The 18,737-nt window shown below is 58.4% G+C and carries 14 protein-coding genes; 3 read left to right on the forward strand and 11 right to left on the reverse strand.

The annotated features are described in order from the left end of the window. Positions 1 to 75: 75 nt before the first annotated feature. From MHM37_RS03970 to MHM37_RS03985, 4 genes are all read right to left on the reverse strand, one after another. On the reverse strand, positions 76 to 4,017 hold the full coding sequence (locus MHM37_RS03970) for a NahK/ErcS family hybrid sensor histidine kinase/response regulator (protein ID WP_239296024.1): 3,942 nt from the start codon (positions 4,015 to 4,017) through the stop codon (positions 76 to 78). A gap of 87 nt (positions 4,018 to 4,104) precedes the next feature. Further along, the gene (locus MHM37_RS03975; RefSeq protein WP_139526377.1) at positions 4,105 to 4,635 is read right to left on the reverse strand and encodes a hypothetical protein; all 531 of its coding nucleotides are present in this window, start codon (positions 4,633 to 4,635) and stop codon (positions 4,105 to 4,107) included. Between the two features lie 104 nt (positions 4,636 to 4,739). Next, positions 4,740 to 6,521, reverse strand: a complete 1,782-nt coding sequence (locus tag MHM37_RS03980; protein WP_139526378.1) for a sodium:solute symporter family protein — start codon at positions 6,519 to 6,521, stop codon at positions 4,740 to 4,742. Between the two features lie 6 nt (positions 6,522 to 6,527). Next, positions 6,528 to 6,788, reverse strand: coding sequence for a DUF4212 domain-containing protein (locus MHM37_RS03985; protein ID WP_054641318.1), 261 nt, complete (start codon positions 6,786 to 6,788; stop codon positions 6,528 to 6,530). A 606-nt stretch (positions 6,789 to 7,394) separates the two neighbouring features. Between MHM37_RS03985 and MHM37_RS03990 the strand changes: the two genes are divergently transcribed. The 3 genes from MHM37_RS03990 (at position 7,395) to ttcA (ending at position 10,852) form a co-directional block, all read left to right on the forward strand. Further along, positions 7,395 to 9,212: a putative nucleotidyltransferase substrate binding domain-containing protein gene (locus tag MHM37_RS03990; RefSeq protein WP_139526379.1), complete on the forward strand. Its 1,818-nt coding sequence runs from the start codon at positions 7,395 to 7,397 to the stop codon at positions 9,210 to 9,212. A 5-nt stretch (positions 9,213 to 9,217) separates the two neighbouring features. After that, positions 9,218 to 9,868, forward strand: coding sequence for a DNA polymerase III subunit epsilon (locus MHM37_RS03995; protein ID WP_139526883.1), 651 nt, complete (start codon positions 9,218 to 9,220; stop codon positions 9,866 to 9,868). A 75-nt stretch (positions 9,869 to 9,943) separates the two neighbouring features. Then, a complete protein-coding gene (ttcA, locus tag MHM37_RS04000; RefSeq protein ID WP_239296023.1) occupies positions 9,944 to 10,852 on the forward strand; it encodes a tRNA 2-thiocytidine(32) synthetase TtcA in 909 nt (302 codons plus the stop codon). On the opposite strand, the gene fnr is transcribed toward ttcA, so the two are convergent. From fnr to ccoG, 7 genes are all read right to left on the reverse strand, one after another. Beyond that, positions 10,842 to 11,591, reverse strand: a complete 750-nt coding sequence (fnr, locus tag MHM37_RS04005) for a fumarate/nitrate reduction transcriptional regulator Fnr (protein ID WP_239296022.1) — start codon at positions 11,589 to 11,591, stop codon at positions 10,842 to 10,844. The two genes, ttcA and fnr, sit on opposite strands and share 11 nt — an antisense overlap. Positions 11,592 to 11,649: 58 nt before the next feature. Further along, positions 11,650 to 13,077 carry an oxygen-independent coproporphyrinogen III oxidase gene (gene hemN, locus MHM37_RS04010; protein ID WP_239296021.1) on the reverse strand — a complete coding sequence of 476 codons (1,428 nt, stop codon included), beginning with the start codon at positions 13,075 to 13,077 and terminating at the stop codon, positions 11,650 to 11,652. A gap of 163 nt (positions 13,078 to 13,240) precedes the next feature. Further along, positions 13,241 to 13,936 carry a sulfite exporter TauE/SafE family protein gene (locus MHM37_RS04015; protein ID WP_219861724.1) on the reverse strand — a complete coding sequence of 232 codons (696 nt, stop codon included), beginning with the start codon at positions 13,934 to 13,936 and terminating at the stop codon, positions 13,241 to 13,243. Then, entirely contained in the window at positions 13,933 to 14,151 is a 219-nt protein-coding gene (ccoS, locus tag MHM37_RS04020; RefSeq protein WP_044628710.1) for a cbb3-type cytochrome oxidase assembly protein CcoS, read from the reverse strand. Before ccoS ends, MHM37_RS04015 begins: the two co-directional genes overlap by 4 nt. Beyond that, positions 14,148 to 16,598: a heavy metal translocating P-type ATPase gene (locus tag MHM37_RS04025; protein ID WP_219861721.1), complete on the reverse strand. Its 2,451-nt coding sequence runs from the start codon at positions 16,596 to 16,598 to the stop codon at positions 14,148 to 14,150. The genes ccoS and MHM37_RS04025 overlap by 4 nt, the downstream gene beginning before the upstream one ends. After that, positions 16,595 to 17,119: a FixH family protein gene (locus MHM37_RS04030; protein WP_139526386.1), complete on the reverse strand. Its 525-nt coding sequence runs from the start codon at positions 17,117 to 17,119 to the stop codon at positions 16,595 to 16,597. The genes MHM37_RS04025 and MHM37_RS04030 overlap by 4 nt, the downstream gene beginning before the upstream one ends. A gap of 7 nt (positions 17,120 to 17,126) precedes the next feature. After that, positions 17,127 to 18,563, reverse strand: coding sequence for a cytochrome c oxidase accessory protein CcoG (ccoG, locus tag MHM37_RS04035; RefSeq protein ID WP_139526387.1), 1,437 nt, complete (start codon positions 18,561 to 18,563; stop codon positions 17,127 to 17,129). Between the last annotated feature and the right edge of the window lie 174 nt (positions 18,564 to 18,737).

The raw sequence follows: 18,737 nt of genomic DNA on the forward strand, positions 1-18,737 counted from the left end.
ACGGTCGATCAGAGGCGCCGCGCTTAGAGAATGCTAAGCGCGGCGCCGTCGTTTTGGTTGGAACTCCTTGTCCAGTCACGCTTTGGCGCGGCTGGCCTGGAGGGTGCGGGTGAGCAGTGCGCGAAGTGCGGCGGGCTTCACCGGTTTCAGCAGCAGCTGGTAGCCTGCACGCTTGACCTCTTCGGCGACTGCTTCGGTGCGATCGGCGGTGATCACAATTCCAGGAACGGCACCAGCAAAACGCTCGCTCAGTGCCTCTAGCGCCATCAGGCCGGTGACCTCGTTATCCAGATGGTAATCCGCCAAGATAGCATCAGGGTCGCCATCCATGTTGCGCAGAATGGATTTGGCCCCACCAATGCTGGTGGCAGTGAATACCTCGCAGCCCCAGCCGCTGAGCATGGCGGTCATCCCTTCTAGAATCAGCGTCTCATTATCGATACACACGATCCGTGTACCGGCCAGCTTATTGCCGCTGCGACGGCTACTGGGTTCCTGCTCGGCAACGGACACTTCCCGAGCGGCTACGATAGGCACGCTGACCGAGAACACCGTACCAACGCCTTCCCAGGAGCGCACTTTGATGGGGTGGTCGAGCACTCGGCTCATGCGATCAGCGATGGAGAGCCCCAGCCCCAGGCCTTTTTCACTCTCTTTATGACGGGAAACCTGATCGAGGCGTCGGAACTCCTGAAAGATCTCCGTCAATTTGGATTCAGGTATCCCTGGCCCGCTGTCCCATACTTCGATCAGCAGTCGCCCTCCTTGGCGGCGACAGCCAAGCAGCACGCGCCCCTCTTGAGTGTAGCGAATTGCGTTGGAAAGGAAGTTCTGCACGATCCGGCGCAGCATCTGCGGGTCGGAATCCACCCATTGCTGGGTGGGCACCACGACCAAATCGAGCCCTCGATCGTCCGCCATGACGTCGAATTCGGCGCGCAGCGGGCGAAAAATATCGGCCAGGGCAAAGTGGCTGCGCCGAGGCGTCAGCGCCCCTGCATCCAGCTTGGAGATGTCCAGCAGCGTGCCCAGCAGCTCTTCGGCGGCCTGTAGCGAGTTGTCGATATGGCCAATGGTGCGCTGGGTATCGCTGGCGGTGACGTTCTGCATCAGTGCCGAGGTAAACAAGCGCGCCGCGTTCAGAGGCTGCAACAAGTCGTGGCTGGCGGCCGCCAGGAAGCGCGTTTTCGAAGCATTGGCGTCTTCCGCTAGCTGTTTGGCCTGGCGCAGGGCCTGCTCCGCTTCGGCACGCACGCGGTTCTCTTGGCGAAGCGCGGCGTTGGCTTCGGAGAGCGCCTGGGTACGCTCGCGCACCCGCTCTTCCAGGGTTTCGTTGGTCTCTTTGAGGGCAATTTCTGCTTGGCGGCGCTCGGTAATGTCTTGATACAGCGCGAAGAAGCCCAGAATCGACTGGCTATCGCCAAAGTGCGGGGTGTAGGTCACCAACATATAGCGCATGGCGTCGTTGACCCGCATGGAAACTTCAAAACTCACCCGCTCACCGGCCAGCGTGCGCTGTACCCAGGGCACCCGCTCTTCGGCTTGCTTCACCGGTAGCACGTCCTCGTAGCGACGCCCGATCACCGCGTTGCGGTCGATGTTGAAGGCCTGCTCGTAGGCACGGTTGGTAAACAGGTAGCGGCTCTCTTTATCGAAGTAGGCGATCAGGGCCGGGACGTTATCGGTATAGATACGGATATTGTTTTCTGAGCGGATCAGCGCTTCTTCGATACGCTTTTGCTGGGTGATGTCTTGATAGGTATAGACGAAGCCGCCGCCGGGCATGGGGTTGCCCTGTACTTCCAGCACGCTGCCGTCCTGGCGGTAACGCACGTAGCGGTGGGGCTGGCCTTCTCGGATGTTGTCCAGCAGCAGTTGAACGTGCTCTTCGGGATCGCCGGGCCCGTACTCGCCGTTGTGGGCGTTGTAGCGGAAGATACGGTCCATCGGTGCGCCAACGCGAATGATGTGGTCGGGGAAGCGAAAGAGCTCCAGATAGCGCTGGTTCCACACCACCAGGCGTAAGTTCTGGTCGACCACGCTAATGCCCTGATTGATGTTCTCGATGGTCGCCTGCAGCAGGGCGCGGTTGAACTCGAGCACTTGGGAGGCTTCATCCACGATGGAGATCACATCGGAAATGCCGATACCACGCCCCTGAAGGGCCGAGTTCACTACGATCCGCGCCGACGATGCCCCCAAGACAGAGGCGAGAAACCGCTCGGTGAATTGGATCACGTCGATGGAGGCGCGGGTGCCATCATCCAGCGGCTTGCCCGCTCGGCGAGCGTAATCATCGAAGGCGCGGTCGACCTGACCTGCACCCAGGAAGCGCTCGCACAGCACTTTCAAATCGCCCACCGTCGTGGCCCCCGTCCAGGGGCGATTCACCGAGGTTTGTCGGGTTTCGACGCTATCGACGAACAGCGACGCTTGAATGCGCTCTACCACTCGTTGAGACGTCACCTGAGAGACGAAGATATAGCAAAACAGATTGATGCCGAGTGACAGCATGACCCCGTGAGTAAAGGTGTCCCCCAGGTTCAAACCAAATAGCGCCGTGGGTGACAGCCAGTTAAGCCCCAGCGGGCCGCCCGCTAACCAAGCTTGTGGCAGCACGCCGGCATTGATCATGGCGGGCATCAGCAGGCTATACGCCCAAATGGCAAAGCCCACGTTCATGCCCACGATCACGCCCAAGCGGTTGCCGCGCTTCCAGTACAGCCCGCCAATCAGCGCGGGGGCAAACTGGGCCGCTGCGGCAAACGAGAGCATGCCGATGGAGGCCAGCGAGGTGAACTCGCCAATCAGCTGGTAAAAGCCGTACGCCATGGCCAGCACGGCCACGATGGTCAAGCGGCGAGCGCGCAGTACCAAACGGCCATAGTCGCGGGCCTTGGTGTCGAACCAGCGCAATCTAAAGAGCGCGGGAATCACGATCTCGTTCGAGATCATGATCGAGACCGCTACCGCCGCCACGATGACCATGCCGGTGGCGGCAGAGAAGCCGCCGATGAAGGTCAGCAGCGTGAGCCACTGCTGGCCGGAGGCCATGGAGAGGGCAAGCACATAGGTATCGGGCTCTACACCGCTTTCTGAGAACAGCAGCAAGCCAGCGGCCGCCAGTGGCACGACGAAGAAGGCAATGGCCAGCAAATAGAGTGGAAACAACCAGCGCGCTTTGGTGGCATCGTCTGGATGGATGTTTTCCACCACGGCCACGTGAAACTGGCGCGGCAGGCACAAAATGGCGAGCATGGCGAGCAATGTTTGCGCCCAGAAGCTTTGGCCAAAGTCTTGGTTGGCGAGCTGGCGCTGCAATTCGAGCTGGCTTTCGGCATGGCCCATCAATTCGCCAAGGCCGTCGAACATCCCCCAGGTGACGAAGGCACCCAGCACCAAGAACGCTACCAGTTTGACCAGCGACTCGAAGGCGACCGCATGGATCAACCCTTCGTGATGCTCGGTGGCATCGGTGTGCCGGGTGCCAAACAGAATGGCAAAAATGGCCATCACCACCGCTACGTAAAAGGCCGTATCGCCAAACAGAGGGGCGTGGGACATGTCGGGGGTGTCGGTCAAGACACTAAAGGTCGTCGAAACGGCCTTTAGCTGAAGCGCGATATAAGGCAGCGTGCCGATCAGGGCTACTAGGCTCGCAAAGGCTGCTAGAGATTGGGTTTTACCGTAGCGAGAAGCGATGAAGTCGGCAATGGAGGTGACGTTCTGGTGCTTGGCAACGCGGATCATCTTCGCCAGCACGGGCCAGAAGAGCAAAAACGTCAGAATGGGCCCGACAAAGATGCTGGCAAACGACCAGCCCGCCGTGGCAGCCTGGCCGACCGCGCCGTAGAAGGTCCATGAGGTGCAGTAAATGGCGAGCGCCAGACTGTAAATGAGGGGGCGGCGGCGGCTGGCGCCATGAGTACGCGCCCGCCGGTCGCCAAACCAGGCAATTCCAAACAGCACTGCAATATAGAGCAGTGACACTGCGACCAGCAGCCCGCCATGAAACATAGTGTCTCCTCACCCATCCTGCTTTGAACGGAGCTTTAAACCGCCCTTCGCCCAGTAAAGGGCTCCATTCTAGGCGAAGGTGAGGCGCTACGTCTGCCGTTCGTTGGCTAGTTGGCAAACGGTGGTCAGTAGGGGGGACGTTTCCCGTAGAGGGCGAAGCTCGTTGAGATCTGCTTCTCCGCTCTCTAGGTTGAGGGGAATCAGCTCTCGGCTAGCGCAGTTGAGAAGATAGGGCTGCGTGGTGATCAGGTCGGTATGGCGACGCTCGAACTGGTACAAAATGAACTCGGCGATGATGTCGCCCTCGACGGTTTGCGAACGCACGTTGTCGCTATCCACCACGCTGAAGGTAGTCGTCATGGGAAACAGTAGTGTCCACGGCCGCCAGATCTGGCGAGTGGTATCGCTGGAGATCACTTTGGCCGTTTCCGGTAACTGCTGTTGTTTATGCTCATACCAGCCGTACTCGAACTGTATTTGATAGCCCAGCATGCCCAGTCCGCCAAACACTGGCACAATCCATTTGGGAAGCCGCTTGCGGCTCAAAGTGCGAAGCAGAAGGCCAATCCCAGCCGCGGCAAGACCTGCAAACACGGCGGCCACTAAGTGCCAAATCATACGTTTTCCTTCTGAAAAGCCATCGGGCTTCCCTAAGGAAGCCCGATGGAGGGTGGTTCCGTTCGCTATTGGCCCACGGCGCAATAGAGTGGAACGATTATGACTTAGTGATCGACCGCAGCACCAGCACCTTTCGGATAACGTACGCTTTCCACCAGGTCCTGAATTTCTTGCGGCGGTGCATCGGTGGCGTTGGAGACAATGAAGGCCACGGCGAAGTTGATGATCGCACCTACGGCACCAAACGAGAGCGGTGAGATACCCAGCATCCAGTTATCCGGCGTGTTGGCCAGCATATTGGTGCCCGGAATGAAGAACCAGCCCAAGTAGGTGAAGATGTAGAGCAGGGTGCAGATGAGACCCGCCAGCATACCGGCAACCGCGCCTTTGTTGTTCATGCGCTTAGAGAAGATACCCATCATCAGCGCAGGGAACAGCGAGGCACCGGCAATACCGAAGGCAAGTGCTACCGTTTGTGCGGCAAACCCAGGCGGATTGAGCCCTAAGTAGGTCGCCAGTAAGATCGCGCCGCCCATGGAGATACGGGCTGCCAGCATTTCGCCTTTTTCAGAGATTTTCGGGTTGATCATGGTTTTGATCAAATCGTGACTGATCGCTGACGAGATCGCCAAGAGCAGACCCGCTGCCGTGGAGAGTGCCGCTGCGATACCACCTGCCGCGATCAAGCCCACTACCCAGCCGGGCAGGTTGGCAATTTCAGGGTTGGCCAGTACCAGGATGTCGTTGTTGACCTCCAGTTCGTTGCCTTCCCAGCCGCGGTCTGAATAGTCAGCAGCACCGTTGTAGAACTGGATACGGCCATCGTCGTTCAGATCGTTGTGGGTGATCAGGCCGGTCTCTTCCCAGGTGCGGAACCATTCAGGACGATCTTCGTAGAGGATCGGGTTACGCGCAGCTTCTTCGTAGTTTTCCGTTTGGCCAGCCATTTCCGGATAAACGGTCGTCATCAGGTTCAGGCGTGCCATGGAGCCAACCGCGGGGGCTGTCAGGTAGAGCAGGGCGATGAACACCAGTGCCCAGCCTGCCGACCAGCGTGCATCGGCGACCTTCGGTACGGTGAAGAAGCGAATGATCACGTGGGGCAGACCGGCGGTACCGACCATCAGCGACAGGGTGAACAGCACCATGTTGAGCTTGTTGTCCACGTCGGCGGTGTAGTCACGGAAGCCGAGTGCATTCACGACGTCATCCAGCTTTTGCAGCAGCGGGATACCGGACTCGGTGTGGGTGCTGAACATGCCGAACATCGGAATCGGGTTGCCGGTGAGCTGCATGGCGATGAACACCGCCGGAATTGTATAGGCAATGATCAGTACGATGTACTGCGCTACCTGGGTATACGTGATGCCTTTCATACCGCCGAATACGGCATACATGAAGACGATGGCAGCGGCAATCCAGATGCCCCAGGTGTTACTCACTTCCAGGAAGCGGGAAAACGCGACGCCCGCACCAGTCATCTGACCGATAACGTAGGTGACGGAAGCCACGATCAAGCAGATGATCGCGACCAAACGCGCTGTGTTGCTGTAGAAGCGGTCACCAATGAAGTCTGGCACGGTGAACTTGCCGAACTTACGCAGGTAAGGGGCCAGCAACATCGCCAGAATGACGTAGCCACCGGTCCAGCCCATCAAGAACGTGGAGTTGGCGTAGCCGCCCGACGCGAGCAGGCCCGCCATGGAGATGAACGACGCCGCCGACATCCAGTCGGCCGCCGTGGCCATACCATTGGTGATCGGGTGTACGCCGCCGCCGGCAACGTAGAAGTCTTTGGTGGAGCCTGCTCGCGCCCATATCGCAATGCCGATATAGAGCGCAAACGAGGCGCCAACGAACAGTAAGTTGATTGCAAACTGGCTCATGCTGGCTTACTCCCCCAGGCCGTATTTTTTATCGAGCGCGTTCATTCTCCAGGCGTAGAAGAAGATCAGCACGATGAAGGTGAGAATGGAGCCTTGCTGAGCAAACCAGAAGCCCAGATCCGTACCGCCGACGGGAATGCCCGCGAGCAGTGGGCGAAAGAGGATGGCGCAGCCGTAGGAGACAAATGCCCAGACTACGAGGCATCCGAAGATCAGCCGGACGTTGGCCTTCCAGTATTCAGCAGCATTGGATTTATCGTCTGCCATTGTGTTGCTCTCCAGTTGTGATTTTTAGGGTTGGAAAGTGAACTCAAGATAGCGTGTGGTTCATCAGGGCAACCCCGCATGGAAAACCGCGCTGTTGAGTGAGCGGTAAAACAGTGCTGCCAAACACGTCACCTTCTTATTGTTAAGCCGTTTATGTCGTTAAGGGGTGGTCGGCAAGTTATCGTTAGCGGCTTGAAGTGCATAAGACAAGCGGCATGCGATTACCCTGTATGACTCATGGGTAATACTGGGCAATAATCACCAAAAATAAATCCCAGACTTTGGTATCAGGGTGTTTAAATGGCGGGGTAAGAGCCGGGCGTGAAGACATAAAGCATTATTTTTGATGAATTTTAAGCGTTATTTTAACGCCATTCATGTCGCGATAGGACAATGGTCTATGGCTCGCTTAAAAACAATGTTTGCTACCTTAACCAAAGGTGTTTAGCCGAATTTAAAACGTTCGGGAAAGTCACTACTTTCGTCGCTAAACAAAGGTCGTTAAGACGTAAGCGCTATAGCTAAAAGTATAATGAGTCGATATGTCTAACGTTCGCCACCCCGTGGGTGGTATGTCTCAATCACTGCCCTTAAGCGAGGTCGCCCATGGTAGACGTGGATCTCTCCCAGCTGCCGTTTACGCTGATCGATGACGCCGGGCGTGATCATGTTCGTCGTGGGATGGATCTTGCCTTCTTCGATCGCGATGAAGTCATCCTCGAGATGGGGCAGGCAGGCGAGTCGGTGTTTCTGATTCATAAGGGGGAGGTCGCTGAGTTGGACCCCACGCTGCCTGCCGCTAGCGCGCGAATTGGTCACTACACCGCCGGTGATCTGTTCGGAGCGATCAGTATTCTCAATGGCAAGAGCCGTTACCGCTTCCAAGCCGAGCAGGAGTGCTTGTGCTATGTGATGCCCAAAGCACTGTTTACCCAGCTCTGCCGTCACTACCCACCGTTTGAACAGTTTTTCAAGCAGTCGCTGTCACACAAAGCGCGCCTGCTAACGGAAAAACGCGCTGATGGTGGCGTCACGATGGCGGGTTTCATGCTGGCCAAAGTGCGCGAATGTATGCGCGAGCCGGTACTCATCGATGCATCGAGCACCATTCACGACGCCGTTCGCCAACTGAACGATAGCCATGCCGATAGCCTGCTGGTGAATACGCAAGAGGCGCTGGGCATGGTCACTAAAACCGACCTGCTCAATGGGTTGGTATTGGGGGAGAGTACCCAGCACTCGCCTGTGGCGTCGCTGGCCAACCAATCACTGGTCACCGTCGCGCCCGATCAATACCTGTTCGAAGCACTGATTATGATGACTCGGCATAAGGTCGCTCGCGTAGTGGTAATGGAGGATGAGCACGCCCGAGGCGTCGTGGAATTGATGGACGTGCTGAGCTTTTTCTCCAGCCGTAGCTACGTGGTGAGTTTACAGGTCGAGCAAGCCAATGGCCTGGAAGCTTTGGCGGCTGCCAGCCAACGTACCCCAGAGTTGGTCAACGCGCTAATGGCGCAGGGCGTGAAGCTGCGCTTTGCCATGGAGTTACTGGCAGCGCTCAATGGCCGCATCATGAGTAAAGCCTGGGGTTTTACGGTGCCCGAGCAGTATCACCGCCAAAGTTGCCTGATGGTGATGGGCAGTGAGGGGCGCGGCGAGCAAATCCTAAAAACCGACCAGGATAACGGTTTGATCCTCGCTGACGACTGCCAGTGGCCCACGGTCGCTGACGACATGGCGACCTTGACCCAAACGTTGATAACGCTGGGTTACCCGCCCTGTCCGGGGAATATCATGGTGTCCAACCCTGAGTGGGTGGGCACGGTCTCCCAGTGGCAGCAGCGTATCGCCAAATGGGTCAGTGCCCGCGATGGTGACAGTTTGATGAAACTGGCCATTCTGCTCGACTCTCATGGCGTGGCGGGCAATCCGACGCTGCTCGACCAAGTCCGCCACGCGCTGTTCGAGCACTGCTCCCACGATGAGCTGCTGCTCTCGTACTTTGCCCGTGCGGCACTGCGCTTCTCGACGCCGCTGACCCTATTTGGCTCACTGAAGAAGCCGCAGCACGGTATCGATATCAAAAAAGGCGGGATTTTCCCCATCGTGCACGGCGTGCGCACCATGGCCCTCGAGCGGCGGATAACGGTCACTTCGACGCTGGATCGTTTGGATGATCTGGCCACCGACGGGCGTCTGGATCGACGCTTTGCCGACGATGTGGGTGAGGCGCTGGCACTGTTCACCGAGCTGCGCCTGCGTCAGCAGCTTCAGGAGCTGGATAGCGCCCACGCCAAGCGCACTAACCGGGTCGTAGTGCAAGAGCTCTCTTCGCTGGAGCGAGACCTGCTGCGAGAAGCCCTCCACATTGTGAAGGACTTCAAGCAGCGCCTTTCCCACCGCTATCATTTGGAGTATTCGTGAGCGGAATGCGCTTGTTAGATCGACACATGACGCTGCTGAGCGGCTCGTTAAGAACGCTGCTGCAGCGGGAAAGCGATCGACGCCGATGGGCCGATTCGCCCTACGCGTGGCTATTTCAGCCGTACATGGGCGAGGAGTCCGTCGCGATGGCCTGCCAGGTGAGTGACGGTCAGCCCAATGTCGTCAGCGTGGCGGCCGTCGTGCTTAGTCCGCGGCGTGTGCACACTAGCCGTATCTGGTGGGCCACACTGTCAGAATCTCCCGTGCCAGTGTCTGCCACCCTGCGCCGCCATCAGCAGTTACACGCGACGGATACCCCGCGCTCCCCAGATATCGAATGCCTGACAGAGCTGGCCGAATTCATCGAGAATCGGCCGCTCGTCGGTTGGCAGTTAGAGCGCACGATCGAGCCGCTCAACGGGCTATTCAAACGCGTATTGGGGTTCGGTTTACCCAACGCCCAGGTCGACGTTGCCAAGTTGCACGGGCGACAGCTACGGCGGCTGCATCCGCAGGTCGATACCCTCGAATCGCTTGGCGAGGCGCTGACCCGTTGGCGGCTGCCACGGCTGATCTGGCCTAGCGTGACCAGCGAAGCCACCGCGAGTGCACTTCTGTATCTACGTTTGCAGCGCGAGATCGCCCTGACCGCCTAGGGTTTGTATTGGGTAGAGCTTCGGAGTGTTGTTAGAATACATACTGCTCCTTTACCCACCGGCAGTGCGACGACCATGTTATCACCTGACTACTTTGACCCTACTTTGTCAGACAGCGCGTCTGACGAGCCTACCGCCACGCAGCACGAGCTGCAGGATGCCAAGCAGAAGCGTGAATTCAACAAGTTGCAAAAACGCCTGCGGCGCGAAGTGGGAAACGCGATCATCGATTACAACATGATCGAGGATGGCGATCGGGTCATGGTGTGCCTCTCCGGCGGCAAAGATAGCTACACGATGCTGGAGATTTTGCGCAACTTGCAACGCAACGCGCCGGTCGATTTTTCGCTGGTGGCGGTCAACATGGACCAAAAACAGCCTGGTTTCCCAGAGCACGTCTTGCCCCAGTATTTGGATAAGCTGGGGGTGGAGTATCACATTCTCGAGCGTGACACCTACTCGGTGGTAAAGGAGAAAACCCCGGAGGGTAAAACCACCTGCGCGCTCTGCTCGCGCTTGCGCCGCGGCTCGCTGTATGGGTTTGCCGAAGAGATCGGCGCGAACAAGATTGCCCTCGGCCACCATCGCGAAGACATTCTAGAAACGCTGTTTCTGAACATGTTCTTCGGCGGTACGCTAAAAGCCATGCCGCCGAAACTGCTCTCGGATGACGGTAAAAACATCGTGATCCGCCCGCTGGCCTACTGTAAAGAGGCGGATATTGCTGAGTTTTCGCGGCAGATGGCGTTTCCCATCATTCCCTGTAATCTGTGTGGGTCGCAGCCGAACATGCAGCGACAAATCGTCAAAGAGATGTTGGCGGAGTGGGACAAGAAGCATCCTGGGCGCTTGGAGAGCATGTTCAAAGCAGTCACCAAGGTGGCACCCTCGCAGCTTGCCGATCGCGAGCTATTCGACTTTGCCGGTCTCGAAGCCAAGCAGGCGGCCTTGATGGAAGGACGCATCCAAGCCTTCAACGTGTGACCGTTGGCGCCTCCTCTTCTGCCAGGGTAATGAGGCGCTGCATGTCCAAAATATTGACCTCGCGCCCTGAGACGGCCACGACTTCCTGCTGCTGAAAGCGGCTAAGAATGCGGCTGACCGTTTCGACCGCTAGGCCCAGGTAGTTACCCATATCGGCCCGGGACATGGATAGGCGGAAGCTGTACGGCGAGTAGCCCCGCCGCCGGAAGCGATCAGAGAGCGTAATCAAAAAGCTCGCCAGCCGCTGATCCGCGGTCTTACGCGACAGTAGACGCATCATTCGCCGATCGTCGCGCAGCTCTTTACTCATGCTGCGATAGAGCTGGCCGCGCAGCTCGGGCAGCTCCTCGGAGAGCGAGTCCAGGCGGTCGAATGGAATTTCGCACACCGTCGTCGTTTCCAGAGCCATCACCGTGCCGGGGTAGTGCTCTTCGTCGATGCCGTCCAAACCCACCAGTTCGCTGGGTAGAAAGAAATTGGTGAGCTGGTCATGGCCGTTGCCTTCGCTGGTGACCTGCTTCAAGCTACCCGAGCGCACCGCATAGACACTGGTGAAAGCGTCCCCTTGGCGGAACAGGGGTTCGCCTTTCTTCAACGGCGAGCGGCGGCGAATGATCGCATCGAACTGGCTCATATCCTCGAGCTCCAAGGCGAGCGGTAAGCACAGCGAGCTTAGACTACACGTCTGGCAGCGCGCCTCTTGCAGCAGTGAACGTCGTTGGCTGGCAGGATATGGCATAGGAGTCTCCCTTCTTCTTTCGCCATCATAGGCACAGGGGGCAGGCGGCTCAAGGCGCTCACACGATCTTCGAGTAGCGCTGACCATCCTGACGTTGTAAGTGAGTGTCGAAGGCCATGGCCAAATGCCGAATGAGCAATCGCCCGATCGGCGTGGCGCTCAGCCGAAGGCCCTCACGCTGTACGAGGCCATCCCGTTCGGCGGTCGCCAGTCGCTCGAAGGCAGTGGCAAAGTAGTCTGCCGCATCGATATGCCAACGCTGACCGATCGCGTCGAGATCGATGGCCATATCGCACATGAACCGCTCGATGACGTCTCTTCTTATTAGGTCATCCTTATTTAAGCGTAGTCCTTTTATCGTTGCCAGCCTACCTTCATCCAAGGCGGCTTCATAGTGGGCGAGCTGAGTAGGGTTTTGGGCGTAAATATCGTCGACCCGAGAAATGGCGGATACGCCCAAACCAATCAAATCGCACTCGGCGTGGCTGGAGTAGCCTTGAAAATTACGCTGCAGCGTGCCGTTGCGCTGCGCCTGGGCCAAGCTGTCGTCGGGGCGTGCAAAGTGGTCCATGCCAATATGCACATAGCCCGCCTGGGTGAGCATCTCGATAGTGGTGTGCAGCATGGCCAGCTTTTCATCGGCGCTGGGCAGGTCGGCCAACTGGATACGTCGCTGGGGCGCAAAGCGGGCTGGCATGTGGGCGTAGTTGAAGACCGATAATCGTGCTGGTCCCAGCTCGATGACCTGACGAAGCGTTTCGGCAAAACGCCGTTCGGTTTGAAAGGGAAGGCCATAGATTAAATCGAGGTTGAGCGAGCGAAAGCCGAGCCGATGCGCTTCGTCCATGAGCGTTTCGGTGAGCACCCGGGGCTGCACGCGATTGATCGCCGCTTGAACCTGCGGATCGAGATCTTGAACGCCAAGGCTTAGGCGGTTAAATCCTAGCGATTGGAGATGTCGCAGGGTAAAGACATCCGCTTCGCGTGGGTCAATTTCAATGGCATAGTCCCGATCTGGCGCGTTCGATAACCCAAAACGGGCATCAAGCCGGTCGACCAAATCGCTCATTTGCGCCAAGGTAAGAAACGTCGGCGTGCCGCCGCCCCAATGCAGTTGCTGCACCGGTCGTTGGGTATCTAAATGGCGCGACGTGAGCACCATCTCACGATCTAGCCGAGACAGGTAGGGCTCGGCCAGCGACGTATTTTTCGTAGCGATTTTGTTGCACGCACAGTAGAAGCAGATCTTGCGGCAAAATGGGACGTGGACATAGAGCGACAGTGGCTTTTGGCTGGCGTTACTGCGTTCTAGTGCCTGGGCCATATCGTCGGCGGTGAAGCCGTCGTGAAACGACAGCGCTGTCGGATAAGAGGTATAGCGCGGGCCGCTCGTGTCATAACGACGTATCAGGGCGTCGTCCCATGCAGTGGCCTCAGCCACTGATGAAGTGGGCTGAGCGTGGGCAGCAGTAGCATGAACGGGCATAGGCAACGCTCCGGTGTAACAGCACAAGCGAGTGAACGGATGCGTTCATGCTACGCCAGGGGGCAGCGCAATGCGTTGAGCTGTATCAAGCAATGGCGTAAAAGCCCATGCCGAAGCGGCTAAGCTAGTTAGAAAGGTGAGAAAGTGCGGCCCGCCGATAGGTTCAGTGCCCGGTAGGAGAGAACAGCGTCCAGAGCTGCCACAGCGCAAAACTGATGATGGTCAGCGCGGCGATACTGCGCGTGGCACGGTGGCGAATCAAGTGGCTGAGCTGGCGTGCCGCTAGGCCCGTCGCAAGCAGCGCGGGCAGGGTGCCCAAACCAAAGGCACCCATCAATAGCGCCCCTTGTAACGGATCGGCAATGGCTAGGCTCCAAGCAAGCATCGAGTAGACCAATCCGCAGGGTAGCCAGCCCCACAGGGCGCCTAAAGCAAACGCCTGGGGCAGGTACACGACGGGCATCAAGCGCCTGCCGATGGGTTCGATATGGCGCCAAAGCCTGCGCCCTATCGCTTCCACTTTCAATAAGCCTTTCCACCAGTTAGCGATATACAGCGCCATCAACATCAGCATCACCGCCGCGACGACCTGTAGCGCGAGACGCGCCTGAGGCGATAGTGAGATCAAGGTGCCTAGTCCGGCTACCAAAGCGCCAGCCGTCATGTAGCTCATGATGCGCCCTAGGTTATAGCCGAGCAATAATCCACCCATACGTGCAGGGTGTCGCATGCTGGGTGGCACGGCAAAGGTGAGCGCACTCATGATGCCGCCGCACATGCCAATGCAGTGGGCACCCCCCATCAAGCCAAATACGAAGGCTGCCAGCAGTGGCGGCAAGTCAAGTCCGGTCGGGTTCACGGCGGTGGCTCACGGTCACGGGGTGGCTTGGTGCCTTTTTTGCGCTCGGCGCGCTGTTCGGGGGTGAGATCGTTCTCATCGTCGTCGAACAGAATGCGATGGGCAGGGCCTTCCAAGTCGTCGAACTGGTCATTCTTCACCGCCCAGAAGAAGGCCCACACTGCGAGCCCTAGCAAAATCAGCGACAGTGGAATCAATAAATAGAGAATCGTCATGCGGTCACCGGTCTCGCGGGAGCTGCCTGGGAAACGGTCGAGCTACGCCAGCGGGTCAAGCGCAGCGCATTGCCCACGACCACGAGTGAGCTGAGCGACATGCCAATGGCCGCCAGCCAGGGCGGCACCAACCCCATCGCAGCCAGAGGCAGTGCAGAGAAGTTGTAGCACACCGACCAGATCATGTTTTGACGCATGATGCGTCGCGTGGCGTTGGCAATCTCGATGGCCTCGAAAATACGCATCAAACGTGGGCTGAGCAAGACCGCATCGGCGCGGGTACGCGCCAAGTCGGTGGCACCGTTCATGGCAATGGCCACATCGGCGCCGGCCAAGACCGGCACATCGTTGATGCCATCCCCAATCATCACCACGCGCTCGCCTTGGGCCTGTAGCTCGCGCAGCCGCTCGAGTTTGCCTTCCGGTGACTTGCCCGCGTGCCATACGGGGATATCGAGCTGCTCGGCCAGGCTTTCTACCGCTTCTTGGGTATCGCCGGAGAGTAGCTCCACGGTAAGCCCTTTCGCTTGTAGGGCGGCAACGGTGTGCGCAGCGTCTTCCCGGACACCGTCATGGAGCTTGAACCAGGCGCGTGGTGCATCGTCTTCGCTAAGTAGTAGCCACTGACCGCGGCCAGGCGTGCTGAGTGTTTGGCTCGTTGCAAAATCGGGCTTGCCCAAGCGCCATGTAGCGCCGTCGAGTATGCCCTCCAGTCCGCTGCCGGTAACGCTTTTGACCTGCCGCGCTTGCAGCGTGGCGTCCCTATACGGTCGAAAAGCGCGGGCAATCGGGTGCTCGGAGTGAGCTTCTAGTGCGGCAGCGATCGCGCGTAGCCGTTCGCTGCTCTGCTCGGTTAACGGATGCGTCTGGGTGAGCTGCATCTCGCCACGGGTCAGCGTGCCGGTCTTATCAAAAATCACCCGTGTCACGTTCGAAAGTGACTCAATAGCATCGGCTCGGGTGATCAGGACGCCGCGTTGGCGCAACTGACCATGCCCTGCCGTGAGAGCCGTTGGAGTGGCGAGCGCCAGTGCACACGGGCAGGTGACCACGAGCACCGACAGCAGCACCCAGAGCATACGGGACGGGTCGATGAACCACCACGCCACGGTGACACAGGCGGTGACCACCAGTAGGCGTAGAACGAATAGGTGCGCCATTCGCGCTGCCATCTGGGCCAGCCTTGGGCGGCTGGCAAAGGCCCGATCGGTCAAATCCACGATACCCGCCGCGCGCGCATGGCTGCCGGCATGGGTAACCCGCACCGTGAGCGGGTTTTCCATGTTTTGACTGCCGCCCACGACCTGTTCGCCTACTCGGCGAGTGACGGGTAGATATTCGCCGGTTAGCATCGACTCATCCAGGCTGGATTCACCATCTTCTATGATGCCATCGGCGGGCACACCGTGGCCGGGCTTGATGAGCACTCGATCCCCGGGAGCCAGCTCGCTGGCGGGTAGAATGCGTTCGCTGCCGTCTGCCTCCAGTCGGGTAGCAGAAACTGGCAGCACGCCACTTAATGCATTGCCGCTGTGGCCACTGCGCCGCCGCGCGCGTCCTTCTACGTAGCGGCCAAATAGTAGGAAGAAGGTGAACATGGCGACAGAGTCGAAATAGACCTCGCCAACGTTGAACAGCACGGCATAGCTGCTGGCCAGATAGGCACCGCCGATGGCCAGTGAGACGGGCACATCCATGCCCAAGACGCCCGTTTTGAGATCACGAAGGGCGTTGCGGAAAAAGGGTAGTGCTGAGAAGAAGACCACCGGAGTGGCCAGCGCGAACGAGAGCCAGTGAAAAAGCGCAAAGAAATCTTCACTGAGTTCCCCAGGCCCTGACACATAGATCGGGATGGAAAACATCATCACCTGCATCATTCCTACCGCTGCCACGATTAACCGGCGCACGTTCATGCGCTCTTCGTGCTGCAAGCGCGTTTGGGCGTGGTCGGGCTCGTAGGGCTGTGCCTCGTAGCCGATGGCGGCAAGCTCGGCAAAGAGCTGGGAGAGCTTGATGGCGCTGGGATCCCAGGAGACGCGTAGGCGGTGATGGGTCAGGTTGACCGCGCTGGAAGCGACTCCTTCGAGTGCGTTCAGGCGGTGTTCGATGAGCCAGGCGCAGGCGGCACAGGTAATGCCGTCGATGGCCAGCGTTGCCCTGACGTGGCCCTCTTCTCCGTCCGGGTGAACGAACTGCGCCTGAAGTCCAGGGTCGTCGAACACGGACCAGGTTTCCGCTTTGGCCGCTTGGCGCTCGTCGGGCCGCTCGGGTAGTTCGGTGCGGTAGCGGTAGTAGCTCTCTAGCCCGCCATCCACAATGGCGTGTGCCACGGCTTCGCAGCCGGGGCAGCACAAGGGGTGGGACGTGTCATCGACGACGATGCGCCATGTCGCCCCGTCAGGCACCTGACTACCGCAGTGGTAGCAGCTTTGCGGGTGGGTGCTCATTCGCTCTCTGACCGCCCTCCCGGTAGCAGCGCAATAGTCTGCTCATTGGGAAAGCGAGCTTCGCCAATGAGACGCCAGTCCGCGTCGTTGCCTTGCTCGGGCTGAATTTGAAGGTACCACCGGTAGCGCAGGTTATCTGGACCTTGCGTGATATAGCGGCCCTCCCGCACGTGCTCCAGTACGAAGGATTGATCGCGATCATCTTCGGTGGGGAAGATCAGATCGAGATAGAGCTTATCTGGCCGAGCGTCCCCAGTCAGGTCGATGACGATATCGCTGGTGAGTGGATCGATGCGCAGATCGGCGCTCAAGTTGAGTTCGCGTGCGCGCTCCTGCTTCGCTAGCACCATGTTGATGGCTTTACCGTGCTCGTAGTAATCCTCCTGAACCACCATGCCGTCGTAGCTTTTGATCGACATGATGGCGAAGCCAGTGCTGAAGAGGATGGACGAAAACAGCAGTCCGAGTAAAAACCACGGCCAGAACTGTTTGTACCAAGGCGGAATGGGGGTGTCGGACATGACGTACTTATCTCCTGATGTCGCTCAAGAACCGCGCTTCACGGGTCTGTTGAATCTGTTCGTCTTGCTGCGCTTGCAGCGTCAAGGTGATGGCGTGGCTAGGCTCGCTCAACGTATCTGGGGTTGCCAGTACGGTAATGACCTGAATGCGCGACTCGCCTGCGGGTACCCGCAGCGAGGTGTTGTCCACCTGTAGGTTGGGGAGCCCGGCGGCGCTGATCACGTAGGTGTGATCTTGCGAATCCAGGTTGCGTACGGTGAGGCTATAAACGTTGCTGATCAGCCCATCGCGAGTGACTTGATAGAGCTGCGTTCGCTCGCGTTCGGCATCGAAACTCAGCGGCGTACGATCGTTCACCGCCCAGGCAAAGGTCGCTATCATCACCAGCAGTGCGACGAAATAGCCGATCAAACGCGGACGCAGGATATGACTCTTTTTACCTTCCAGCGCGTTTTCGGTGGTGTAGCGAACGAGGCCGCGGGGGTAGCCCATTTTGTCCATCACACTATCGCAGGCATCGATACAGGCTGCACAGGTGATGCACTCGTACTGCAGCCCGTCGCGGATATCGATACCGGTAGGACAAACTTGAACGCAGAGTTCGCAATCGATGCAGTCGCCCAAGCCCGCTTCACGAACCTGGGCGTGGTCGAGGGATTTTTTACGATGGCCACGGGGTTCGCCGCGCGCGGCGTCATAGGAAACGATCAGCGTATCGCGATCGAACATCACCGACTGGAAGCGGGCATAGGGACACATATAGATGCACACCTGCTCGCGCAGCCAGCCCGCATTGAGATAGGTGAAGACTAAAAAGAAGCCTACCCAAAAATAGGACCAGCCGTGGGCTTCCAAAGTGGGGAGCTCCGTGACCAGGTCTCGAATCGGCGTAAAGTAGCCGACGAACGTCACGCCGGTGGCCAGGGCGATCAGCAACCAGGCGGCGTGTTTGGCGCCTTTGCGCCAGGCTTTATGGGCATTCATTGGTTGGTTATCCAACTTCATGCGCTGATTGCGCGACCCTTCGATGCGATGTTCGAGCCAGATGAACAGAAAGGTCCAGACGCTCTGCGGGCAGGTATAGCCACACCAAACGCGCCCAGCGAAAACGGTAATAAAAAACAATCCAAAGGCGCAAATGATCAGCAGCCACGATAAGAGGATGAATTCCTGCGGATAGAAGGTCGCCGAAAAAATATGAAATTCGCGGCCTGGCAGATCGAACCATACGGCGGGGCGATCCCCCCAGTTCACCCAAGGCAGCAAAAAGAAGCCCAACATGAGCGCCCAGTTGGCGCTGCGTCGTACCTTTTGAAACAGCCCTTTGATCTCACGCACATAGATATGTCGCCGCTTGGCGTACATCTCTTGCGTGGTGGTGTCACCCGGCGTGTGGTGCCCAACGGTTGGCGGCGTAATATCGTGGCTAGGTATTTTTTCCATGGCGGTGATCGCAGCTCAATAGGCAGGAGTGGACATCAGCCCGGCAAACTCGACGTCAACACACAGCGCAGGTTGCGTTGTGCTATGCCGAGTCGTTGTTCGCACATGACTAGCGATAGTGTAACGGATCGTCGGGCGGCTGAGCGGTCGCTAGATGTAGAAAGGGTGCGGTAT

The organism is Halomonas sp. MMH1-48, from assembly GCF_022348105.1.
Classification (GTDB): Bacteria; Pseudomonadota; Gammaproteobacteria; order Pseudomonadales; family Halomonadaceae; genus Vreelandella; species Vreelandella piezotolerans.